This window comes from Caldimonas sp., assembly GCF_046289365.1.
In the GTDB taxonomy this organism is placed as follows: Bacteria; Pseudomonadota; Gammaproteobacteria; order Burkholderiales; family Burkholderiaceae_C; genus Caldimonas.
Map to the genome: position 1 here is coordinate 18,644 of NZ_JBKBVU010000023.1, position 9,587 is coordinate 28,230.

Sequence of the window (9,587 nt, forward strand, 5' to 3'; positions counted from 1 at the left end):
CGGCGCATGGATGTCAACTTCCCGGGATCAACAGTTAAAAGTAGTAACTAAAAAGAAGTGTCAGCTCCCATGGCCGCCGCGATGGCTGGGGACAACCCGTAGAGGGGCCGGCAGGATCGCGCCGAAGGTGCAAAACTACCGGTCCGACCCCTTTGCACCCCACCCCGATGAAGCTCCTTTTCGTTGCCGACCCGCTCGACCAGTTCAAGACCTACAAGGACAGCACCTACGCGATGATGCGCGAGGCGGCCTCGCGCGGACACCGGCTGGCGGCCTGCGAGCCGCGCCACCTGTCCTGGCGCAGCGGCGGCCGCGTGACCGCGCTGGTGCGCGACCTGCGCCTGACGGGCCAGGTGGGCGATGCCGGCACACCTTGGTACGAGGCCGCCCCGGCCGTCCCCAGGGCCCTGGCCGAGTTCGATGCCGTGCTGATGCGCAAGGATCCGCCCTTCGATGGCGAGTACTTCTACGCGACCCACCTGCTCGAGCAGGCCGAGCGCGAAGGGGCCCGGGTCGTCAACCGCCCCCGCGCGCTGCGCGACCACCCCGAGAAGCTGGCGGTGATGGAGTTTGCGCAGTTCGTCACGCCCACGCTGGTGACGCGAGACGCCGAGGACATCCGCCGCTTCCATGCCGAGCACCGCGAGATCATCCTCAAGCCCCTGGACGGCATGGGCGGCATGGGCATCTTCCGCGTCGGCCCCGACGGCCTGAACCTGGGCAGCATCACCGAGACGCTGAACGCCCATGGCCAGCGTACGGTGATGGTCCAGCGTTTCATCCCCGAGATCGCGGCTGGCGATAAGCGGGTGCTGATCATCGATGGCGAGCCCGTGCCCTATGTGCTGGCGCGCATCCCCCAGGGCAGCGAGATCCGCGGCAACCTCGCCGCCGGCGGCAAGGGCGTGGCCCAGCCGCTGAGCGAACGCGACCGCGAGATCGCGCGCGAGATCGGTCGGGTGCTCGCCCCCCGCGGCCTGTTGCTGATCGGCCTGGACATCATCGGCGAGCGCGTCACCGAGATCAACGTGACCAGCCCCACCTGCTTCCAGGAGATCGAACAGCAGACGGGCTTCAACGTGGCCAAGGTGTTCGTCGATGCGCTGGAGCGGGTAGGCTAGGGGGACAGGCCTAGCCGCACCTGCGCCTCGCGCTCGCGCCCGGCGCGCCACAGCCGCAGCGTCACGGTGTCGCCCACCTGGTGGCGTTCCAGGGCTTCGAGCAGGCGGTCCAGTGTCGGCGTGGCCTTCCCGTCCAGGGCCAGGATCACGTCACCGGCCACCAGGCTGCCGTCGGGGGCGCGCGAGAAGGGCTGCACCCCGGCCTGTGCGGCCGGTCCGTCGGATGCCACATCGACCACCACCACGCCGGCTGGCAGCCCCAGGGCCTGTCCGAAACGCTCGGGCGCGGCGGAGATGCCCAGTGAGGGCCGGATGAAACGCCCGTCGCGGATCAGGCGCGGCACCACGCGGTTGACCTCGTCCACGGGAATGGCAAAACCGATGCCCGCGCTCGCCCCCGAGGGGCTGTAGATCGCGGTGTTCACGCCGATCAGCCGCCCGGCCGAGTCCAGCAGCGGGCCGCCTGAGTTGCCCGGATTGATCGCCGCATCGGTCTGGATCACGCCTCGGATGGGCCGGCGCGTGACCGACTCGATCTCGCGGTTGAGCGCGCTGACGATGCCGGTGGTCAGGGTCTGGTCCAACCCGAAAGGGTTGCCGATGGCATAGACCTTTTGGCCCACCTGCAGGCCCGCACTGTCACCGACCGGGATGGGCCGCAGCTTCTCGCGTGGGGCGTCGATGCGCAGCACGGCCAGGTCGCGGTCCGGAAAGGCCCCCACCAGGGCGGCCGGGTAGCTGCTTTGGTCGGCCAGGGTCACGCGGGCTGCATTGCCGCCTTGGATCACGTGAAAGTTCGTCACCACATGGCCGCGTTCGTCCCAGATGAAGCCCGTGCCGGTGCCGCGCGGCACCTGCAGGGCGTCCAGCGAGAACAGGCTGGTGGCCGTCTGCAGCGTGGTGATGTGCACCACCGAGGGCGAGACGGCCTGGAAGACCTCGATGTTGTTGCGCTCGTCGGCGGCCAGATCGCCGCGGGCCGTGACGGCGCGGGGCTCGGCCGGCGCCGCGGCGCTCGACTGGCCCGGTCGCCAGGACCACCACCAGGCCAGGCCCAGGGCCAGCAGCAGGATCAGGAATACGGTGGCGGTGGCGCCGCGCACGGGGCGATGTCGTTTCATGTCGATGCGATCGGAAGGAGGACGCAGGGCCGATTCTGCGCGAAAGCCGCTGCAGGCGCCGGCATCGCCACCCGCGGCCTCGGGTGGCCGCGGCCGAACGGATAATGCGCTGCACACCATGTCTCTACTCACACTCACCAATGCCCACCTGGCCTTCGGCCATGTGGCCCTGCTCGACGGTGCGGCACTGTCCGTCGAATCGAACGAACGCATCGGCCTGATCGGCCGCAACGGCACTGGCAAGTCCTCGCTGCTCAAGATACTGGCCGGGCTGGACAAGCCCGACGATGGCACGCTGCAGGTGCAGCAGGGGTTGCGCATCGCCTATGTGGCCCAGGAGCCGGTCTTTGCGCCCGGGATCTCCGTCTTCGAGGCGGTGGGCGAAGGCCTTGCCGAGGTGCGCGCGCTGCGCGAGCGCTACGAGGCCCATGCGCCGGGCGAGGATCTGGATGCCCTGCAGACGCGCATCGAGGCCCTGGACGGCTGGACCTGGGAGCAGCGTGTCGATGAGACGCTGCACCGCCTGCGGCTGGACCCCGATGCCCTGATCGACAGCCTGTCCGGCGGCAACCGCAAGCGCGTGGCGCTGGCGCGCGCCCTGGTGGCCCAGCCCGACGTGCTGCTGCTGGACGAACCCACCAACCACCTCGACCTCGACGCCATCGCCTGGCTGGAAGAACTGCTGCGCACCTTTCGCGGCGCGGTGGTGCTGGTCACCCACGACCGCGCTTTCCTCGATGGCGTGGCCACGCGCATCGTCGAGCTCGACCGCGGCGTGCTGCGCAGCTATCCCGGCCACTACACCGCCTACGAGCAGCTCAAAGCCCGGCAACTGGCCGATGAAGCCCTGGCCAACGCCCGTGCCGACAAGCTGCTGGCCCAGGAGGAGGTGTGGATCCGCAAAGGCGTGGAAGCCCGCCGCACCCGTAGCGTGGCCCGCATCGCGCGACTGGAGCGCCTGCGTGAGCAGCGCGCGCTGCGCCGCGACGCCGTGGGCCGCGTGCGTCTGGACGTGGACGCCGGCCAGCGCAGCGGCAAGCTGGTGGCCGAGCTGCAGCATGTGAGCAAGGCCTATGGCGGGCGGCCCATCGTGCGCGACTTCTCCGCCACCATCCTGCGTGGCGACAAGATCGGCCTGATCGGCCCCAACGGCGCGGGCAAGACCACGCTGCTCAAGCTCATCCTGGGCGAGGTCGCGCCCGATGCCGGCACGGTGCGCCTGGGCACCCGGCTGCAGGTGGCCTACTTCGACCAGATGCGCGAGGCGCTCGATCTCGAACGCAGCCTGGCCGACACCATCAGCCCGGGCAGCGAGTGGATCGAGATCGGCAACGCGCGCAAGCACGTGATGAGCTACCTGGGCGATTTCCTCTTCGCGCCCGAACGGGCGAACTCGCCGGTGAAGTCGCTCTCGGGCGGCGAGCGCAACCGGCTGTTGCTGGCGCGCCTGTTCGCGCGGCCGGCCAATGTGCTGGTGCTGGACGAGCCCACCAACGACCTCGACATCGACACGCTGGAACTGCTGGAAGAGCTGCTGCAGGACTACGACGGCACCGTCTTCCTGGTGAGCCACGACCGGCGCTTCCTCGACCACGTGGTGACCAGCACCATCGCCTGGGAGGGCGACGAGTCGCCCGGCCAGTGGCGCGAGTACGAAGGCGGCTACGAGGACTGGGTGCAACAGCGTGCGCGCCGGCGCGCCGTGCTGCCGGCCGCGCCGCCGGCGGCCGCCCCGAAGCCCGCGCCCGCGCCGGCCCCCGTGCAGGCGCTCAGGCCTGCGCGCAAGCTCTCGTACAAGGAGCAGCGCGAACTCGACGAACTGCCTGCGCGCATCGAGGCCTTGGAGGCCGAGCAGAAAGAGCTGGGTGAACTGCTGGCGAGTTCGACCCTGTACACCGAGGCGCCGCAGCGCGTGGCGCAGGTGCAGGCGCGCTACGATCAGATCGAGGGCCTGCTGATGGAAGCCCTCGAACGTTGGGAGGCGCTGAGCTCGCGCTAGCGCGTTACCAGTCGCGTCGCCGCAGCCCCAGCCCGGCCAGCCAGGAGTCGCTGATGCGCGGCGAGGTGCGGCTCACGATGAGCCCGGACTGCAGGTACAGCGCATTGAGCAGGCGGGCCACCGCCTCGGGGCGCAGACCACTGATGTCGACGATGTCGCGCACGGACATGGGCTGGTCGCGCATGCGGCGGATCACTGCCCGGTGCACTCCGTCGACCGGCAGGCTGCGCAGGTCCAGCCCCGGGGTGGTGCGGTAGCAGGCACTGCCGGCGATCTCGGGCAGCAGTTCGGTGCGGCTGCCGTGCAGCGCCAGCATCCACAGCAGCGGGCCGATGGGATGGTAGTGGTCGTAGGCGCCGATGAGCCGCGGCTCATCGTGGCCCGGGGGCTGGAGGATGGCCGGTTCCACGCGCATCACGCGCAGCAGGGCCAGACGCTGCATCAGGTAGACCTGCGGGTCGGCCGGGCAGTGGTACAGGCGCTGGTGCGGAAACACGGTCACCGGCACCACCACGCCGCCGGCCTGCAGGTGCACGACGACCTGTTGGGCGTGGCGCAGGCAGGCCGCCAGCACCTCCAGCGCCTCGGTGCCGTTGGCGCGGTGTTCGAAGCGCTCCAGGTCGGCCAGCAGCGAGGGGCTGAGCGAGGCCAGCCGCGAGCGGTCGGTGCCGGCCAGCGGGGGCAGCTTGTCCAGCTCGTCGAGGTAGCGCTGAAAGGCGCTGGCGCGCATCAGCTCCGGCTCGCCGAGCGGTAGGGTCGATTCGTCCATCAGCAGCGGGGCCGTCCGGTGCGATGCCGGGCGGCTGGTGTATTGGCAGGCCCTGCCGGCGTGGTCGGCACACCGGCAGGACTGCCCTTGCAATGTACTGCAGGCCCGTGTCCGTTTTCCACCCTCCCGAGGGGGGGGGAGACGCGCTCGCGCCGGCCCGCGGTCACAGGCTGTCGCGGGCGCGTGTGAAGTCGTCCCACACGGCGGCGTCCTGGGTGGTGGCGAAGTTGATGCGCATGAGCGTGCTGGGTCGGCGCACGGCATGGAAGAGCGAGCCCGGTGCGAGCAGGTAGCCTTCGTCCATCATGCGCTGGGCCAGGCGGTCGGTGTCCACGCCGGTGTCCACCCAGCCGAACAGGCCCTGGGGTTCGGCGACAAATCGGCAACCGGCGGCCAGCGCGAGCTGCACGCTGCGCGAACGGGCCGTGTCCAGACGTTCGCGCACACGCTCGGCGTGGCGGCGGATCTGGCCCTGCTCCAGGCAGTGCGCCAGCGCTTGTTCCAGGATCGACGGGGTGGTCAGCGTGGTGAGCAGCTTGGTGTCGATGAGCCGCTCCACCAGCTCGGGCGCGGCCACCAAGTACCCCACCCGCCAGTTGGGCGCGAGGATCTTCGCGAAGCCGCTCACGTAGAGCGTGCGTCGCAGGCCGTCCAGCGACGTCAGGCGTATGGCATGCGCCGGGGCCAGGTCGCCGTAGGTGTCGTCCTCTACCACATGGAAGCCGAAGCGTTCGGCCAGGCCCAGCAGGCGGTGCGCACCATGCGGCGAGAGGTTGCCGCCCGTGGGGTTGTGCAGCACGCTCACGGTGATGAAGAGCTTGGGCGCATGCTCGCGGCAGTAGGCCTCCATCACGGCGAGGTCCGGCCCCTCGGGGCGGCGCGGCACCGGCAGGATGCGCATGCCCATCTGTGAGAGCCGGCCGAATTCCACGGCCCAGCCGGGCTCGTCGACCATCACCGCGTCGCCGGGGCGCAGCAGGGTGCGGCACACCACGTCCAGCGCATGCGTGGCGCCCACGGTGGTGACGATCTGGCTGGCGTCGGCGCGGATGTCCAGGTCGGCCAGCTTGTGCGACAGCGCGCGGCGCAGCAAGGCGTCCCCCGCCGGCTCGCCGTACTGCAACGACAGGGCATGCAGGCTGGCCGTGGAAGTGACCCGACGCAAGGCGGCCCCCAGGAAGGGCGTTTCCAACCAGGACTGCGGCAGCACGCCCAGGCCGGGGTCGTTGCGCGCAGGACCGTCGCGGTGCGGCATGCGCTGCAGCATGCCGCGGATCAGCGTGGCCGCATCGATGGGGGCGCTGATGCGGCTGGGGCCGGGCGACGGGGCTGCGGCCTGGCGCGCGCGCACCGGCTCGGGCCGCGGTTCGCGCACGAAATAGCCGCGGTGGCGCCGCGCCTCGATCAGGCCCTGGGCCTGGAGCTGGTCGTAGGCCGCCACCACGGTGTAGGGGCTCACCGCATGCCGGCGTGCACATTCGCGCACCGAGGGCAGCCGGCTGCCGGGGGGCAGCAGGCGACTGCGGATGCGCTCGGCAAAGCGGCTGGCAAGCTGGTCGGTGAGGGTCTGGTCGGAGGAGCGGCTGAGCATGGCGCAAGGGCAGGGCGGACTGTGCTGGCCCCGAGACCAATACAGTGCGCGTCGCGCGCAGGCAAACTGTATTGGTAGTGTATTGGTGCTCAGCATAGACTGGCCGGCATGTCGATGCAAGAGTTCCTCGCCCTGCTGGTGCTGGCCACGGCCATGAGCTTCACGCCCGGGCCCAATACCACGCTGTCCACGGCGCTGGCGGCCAACCGCGGGCTACGCGGGGCCTTGCATTTCTGCCTGGCCGTGCCGGCGGGCTGGACCCTGCTGATGCTGGCCTGCGGCCTGGGCCTGGGCGCGATGGTGGTGGCCGTGCCGGCCTTGCGCTGGGCTGTCACGGCCGTGGGCGTGGGCTACATGCTGTGGCTGGCCTGGCAGATTGCCCGCGTGCGCCAGCTCGGGCAGGCCGACCGCTCGCGCCTGGACGTGAGCTTCCTGCAGGGCGTGGCCTTGCAGTTCATCAACATCAAGGCCTGGATGCTGGCCCTGGCGCTCACGGCCGGCTGGGTCACGAGCAGCGGCGGCGCCCCCGCGGCCAACCCGGGCGAGCGCCTGGCGATCGTGCTGGCGGTGATGGCCGTCTATGCCTTCGTCAGCAACCTCACCTATGCCCTGGTGGGTGCCAGCCTGCGCGCTTGGCTGGCGCAGGGCCGGCGTCTGCTGTGGTTCAACCGCACGATGGCGGCCGTGCTGGTGGCCACCGCCTTGTGGATGCTGCGACTGTGAGCTTGTTTTCTGTTTTTTGCCCCTGAGGAGTGCCGCATGACCTGGCAACTGGCGCGACGCGCCGACCGCATGAACCCGTCCATCATCCGCGAGATTCTGAAGGTCACCGAGCGGCCGGGCATCCTCTCGCTGGCCGGCGGCCTGCCTTCGCCCGACACCTTCCCGGCCGAAGCGATGCGCGCGGCGGCCGACAAGGTGCTGCGCGAGGCCCCGCGTGAGGCCCTACAGTACGCCGCCAGCGAAGGCTACGCGCCCTTGCGGGAGTGGGTGGCCGAGCACCTGGGCCGCCAGGGCATGGCCGTCTCACCGGGCCAGGTCTTGATCACCACCGGCTCGCAGCAGGGGCTGGATCTGTGCGCCCGCCTGCTGCTCGATGCCGGCAGCCGCGTGCTCGTCGAGACGCCCACCTACCTGGGTGCCTTGCAGGCCTTTGCCCCCAACGAGCCGCAAATCGACGAGGTGGCCAGCGACGAGGACGGCCCCGTGCCCGAAGCCCTGGCCGAGGCGGTCACGCGAGGCGGCGACCGGGCGCGCTTCCTCTACGTGCTGCCCAATTTCCAGAACCCCAGCGGCCGCTGCATGAGTGAGGCCCGCCGCGCCGCGCTGGTGGGCGCCGCCCAGGCTGCGGGAGTGCCGCTGCTGGAAGACAACCCCTACGGCGATCTGTGGTTCGACACCCCGCCGGCGCCCACGCTGGCCTCGCGCTGGGCCGAGGGCACGATCTACCTGGGCAGCTTTTCGAAGGTGCTCGCGCCAGGCCTGCGCCTGGGCTATGTGGCGGCGCCGAGTGCGCTCTACCCCAAGCTGCTGCAGGCCAAGCAGGCGGCCGATCTGCACACGCCGGTGTTCAACCAGCGCCTGGTGTACGAGGTGATCCGCGACGGCTTTCTCGACACGCATGTGCCCAGCATCCGCGCGCGCTATGCCGCGCAGCGCGATGCGATGGAGGCCGCGCTGCGCCGCCACCTGCCCGCGGGCTGCCGCTGGATCACGCCCCAGGGTGGCATGTTCTTCTGGATCACACTGCCCGGCGAGATCGACGCCATGGCCTTGCTGCCGCTGGCGGTGCAGGCGGGCGTGGCCTTCGTGCCGGGCGCGGCCTTCTATGCGCGCTCACCGCAAGCGAACACGCTGCGCCTGTCCTTCGTCACACTCGCACCCGAGCAGATCGAGCGGGGTGTCGCCTTGCTGGGCGGCGTGCTGAAGGACGTGCTCGCGCGCACCCCGGTCCTCACGCCTTGAACCCAAGCCCATGAGCGTCCATCCTTACCGCACCGTCGACGTCTTCACCGCCGAGCCCCTGCGCGGCAACCCGCTGGCCGTGGTCTTCGACGCCGACGGCCTGAGCGATGCGCAGATGCACGACATCGCGCGCTGGATCAACCTGTCGGAAACGACCTTCCTGCTGCCGCCCACCGAACCGGAAGCCGACTACCGCGTGCGCATCTTCACGCCGGGCGGTGAGCTGCCCTTTGCCGGCCATCCCACGCTGGGCACCTGCCATGCCTGGCTGGAGGCCGGCGGGCGGCCGCAGCATGACGGCGTGGTGGTGCAGCAATGCGGCGTGGGCCTCGTGCGCATCCGCCGCCGTGAGGCGCGACCCGCGTTCGCGGCCCCGCCGATGCGCTCCAGCGAGGTCAGCCCGTCGATGCAGCGTGAGATCCTCTCGGCCCTGGGCCTGCAACCCGAGCAGGTGCTGGCGGTCAAGATGCTCGTCAACGGCCCGCACTGGCTGAGCCTGCTGCTCGACAGCGCCCAGACCGTGCTGTCGCTGGAGCCCGACCACCGCGCCTTGGCCACGCTGGCCAAGGTCGGCGTCATTGGCGCGCACCCCGCCGGCGGCGAGGTCCAGTTCGAGGTGCGCGGCTTCGCCAGCCACGCCGGCGTGCCCGAGGACCCGGTCACCGGCAGCCTCAACGCGGCGCTGGCGCAATGGCTCATCGCCGACGGCCGTGCGCCGCGCCGCTACGTGGCCGCGCAAGGCACCCGCTTGGGGCGCGCCGGTCGCGTCTACATCGAGGCCGACGACGAGCATGTCTGGGTCGGCGGCGACACCGTCACCTGCATCCGGGGAGAGCTGCGCCTGTGAACGGCTGCATCGACCATCTCGTCGTGGCGGTGGACCCGGGGGCCGAGCCGAGCATCCCGCTCGGCCCGGTGACCCTGTCGGCCTGGACTGGGGATGCATGAGGAGACGGGCATGACCGAAGACCTCTTCCGCGAAGACAGCCATCTGCGCGAATGCAGCGCAGATGGCTGTCTT

The 9,587-nt window shown here is 70.6% G+C and carries 8 protein-coding genes; 5 read left to right on the forward strand and 3 right to left on the reverse strand.

From position 1 onward, the window contains the following. Positions 1-167 precede the first annotated feature (167 nt). On the forward strand, positions 168-1,121 hold the full coding sequence (gshB, locus tag ACK42S_RS04315; RefSeq protein WP_409703839.1) for a glutathione synthase: 954 nt from the start codon (positions 168-170) through the stop codon (positions 1,119-1,121). Here the strand turns inward: gshB and ACK42S_RS04320 are convergent. Continuing rightward, positions 1,118-2,242, reverse strand: coding sequence for a S1C family serine protease (locus tag ACK42S_RS04320; protein ID WP_409703841.1), 1,125 nt, complete (start codon positions 2,240-2,242; stop codon positions 1,118-1,120). The two genes, gshB and ACK42S_RS04320, sit on opposite strands and share 4 nt — an antisense overlap. Positions 2,243-2,360: 118 nt before the next feature. Here ACK42S_RS04320 and ACK42S_RS04325 point away from each other — a divergent pair, with 118 nt between their 5' ends. After that, positions 2,361-4,241: an ATP-binding cassette domain-containing protein gene (locus tag ACK42S_RS04325; RefSeq protein ID WP_409703843.1), complete on the forward strand. Its 1,881-nt coding sequence runs from the start codon at positions 2,361-2,363 to the stop codon at positions 4,239-4,241. A gap of 4 nt (positions 4,242-4,245) precedes the next feature. On the opposite strand, the gene ACK42S_RS04330 is transcribed toward ACK42S_RS04325, so the two are convergent. Further along, the gene (locus ACK42S_RS04330; RefSeq protein ID WP_409703845.1) at positions 4,246-5,010 is read right to left on the reverse strand and encodes a hypothetical protein; all 765 of its coding nucleotides are present in this window, start codon (positions 5,008-5,010) and stop codon (positions 4,246-4,248) included. 163 nt (positions 5,011-5,173) lie between these two features. After that, positions 5,174-6,601 (reverse strand): PLP-dependent aminotransferase family protein, encoded by a 1,428-nt coding sequence (locus ACK42S_RS04335; RefSeq protein ID WP_409703847.1) that lies wholly within the window; start codon positions 6,599-6,601, stop codon positions 5,174-5,176. A 108-nt stretch (positions 6,602-6,709) separates the two neighbouring features. On the opposite strand from ACK42S_RS04335, the gene ACK42S_RS04340 reads away from it, so the two are divergent. Genes ACK42S_RS04340 through ACK42S_RS04350 form a run of 3 tightly spaced genes read left to right on the forward strand, consistent with a single transcriptional unit; the run spans position 6,710 to position 9,413 of the window. Next, positions 6,710-7,324 (forward strand): LysE family translocator, encoded by a 615-nt coding sequence (locus ACK42S_RS04340; protein ID WP_409703849.1) that lies wholly within the window; start codon positions 6,710-6,712, stop codon positions 7,322-7,324. 36 nt (positions 7,325-7,360) lie between these two features. Next, positions 7,361-8,566: a PLP-dependent aminotransferase family protein gene (locus ACK42S_RS04345; protein WP_409703851.1), complete on the forward strand. Its 1,206-nt coding sequence runs from the start codon at positions 7,361-7,363 to the stop codon at positions 8,564-8,566. A 10-nt stretch (positions 8,567-8,576) separates the two neighbouring features. Then, a complete protein-coding gene (locus ACK42S_RS04350) occupies positions 8,577-9,413 on the forward strand; it encodes a PhzF family phenazine biosynthesis protein (protein ID WP_409703853.1) in 837 nt (278 codons plus the stop codon). Positions 9,414-9,587 lie beyond the last annotated feature (174 nt).

What these genes read in the sequence shown, in the direction of transcription:
- gshB (WP_409703839.1), top strand. Translation starts at nt 168, where the DNA reads ATGAAGCTCCTTTTCGTTGCCGACCCGCTCGACCAGTTCAAGACCTAC.
- ACK42S_RS04320 (WP_409703841.1), bottom strand. Translation starts at nt 2,242, where the DNA reads ATGAAACGACATCGCCCCGTGCGCGGCGCCACCGCCACCGTATTCCTG.
- ACK42S_RS04325 (WP_409703843.1), top strand. Translation starts at nt 2,361, where the DNA reads ATGTCTCTACTCACACTCACCAATGCCCACCTGGCCTTCGGCCATGTG.
- ACK42S_RS04330 (WP_409703845.1), bottom strand. Translation starts at nt 5,010, where the DNA reads ATGGACGAATCGACCCTACCGCTCGGCGAGCCGGAGCTGATGCGCGCC.
- ACK42S_RS04335 (WP_409703847.1), bottom strand. Translation starts at nt 6,601, where the DNA reads ATGCTCAGCCGCTCCTCCGACCAGACCCTCACCGACCAGCTTGCCAGC.
- ACK42S_RS04340 (WP_409703849.1), top strand. Translation starts at nt 6,710, where the DNA reads ATGTCGATGCAAGAGTTCCTCGCCCTGCTGGTGCTGGCCACGGCCATG.
- ACK42S_RS04345 (WP_409703851.1), top strand. Translation starts at nt 7,361, where the DNA reads ATGACCTGGCAACTGGCGCGACGCGCCGACCGCATGAACCCGTCCATC.
- ACK42S_RS04350 (WP_409703853.1), top strand. Translation starts at nt 8,577, where the DNA reads ATGAGCGTCCATCCTTACCGCACCGTCGACGTCTTCACCGCCGAGCCC.